At 40.2% G+C, this 249-nt stretch carries 1 protein-coding gene; it reads left to right on the forward strand.

Annotated features, from left to right (window positions below):
* On the forward strand, nucleotides 1-249 hold a 249-nt coding region (locus tag SB772_RS44000), incomplete at both ends, for a hypothetical protein (protein WP_410839026.1).

A 249-nucleotide genomic window follows, 5' to 3' on the forward strand; every position in this document is an offset into this window, starting at 1 on the left:
CTTACAGGGCCTATGCAGATACAGTTTCTCACTATCTCGATAAGAGTACTGCCGCCTTTACCGAATTGGCAGCAGCAGGTTACACTGCAGATACAATTAAAAACGAGACTAAAAAAAAGCAAGCTTGGAAAGTAATGCTTAAAGCTTCGGCAAAACAAACCATGTACAATGATAGCGCTTCTTTTTACAGCAAAAAGGCCGAGACGATAAAAACCAACTACCGACCATTTTTTAAAGGCTGGAAAATTG

Source organism: Paraburkholderia sp. SIMBA_030, assembly GCF_046535245.1.
Lineage (GTDB): Bacteria > Pseudomonadota > Gammaproteobacteria > Burkholderiales > Burkholderiaceae > Paraburkholderia.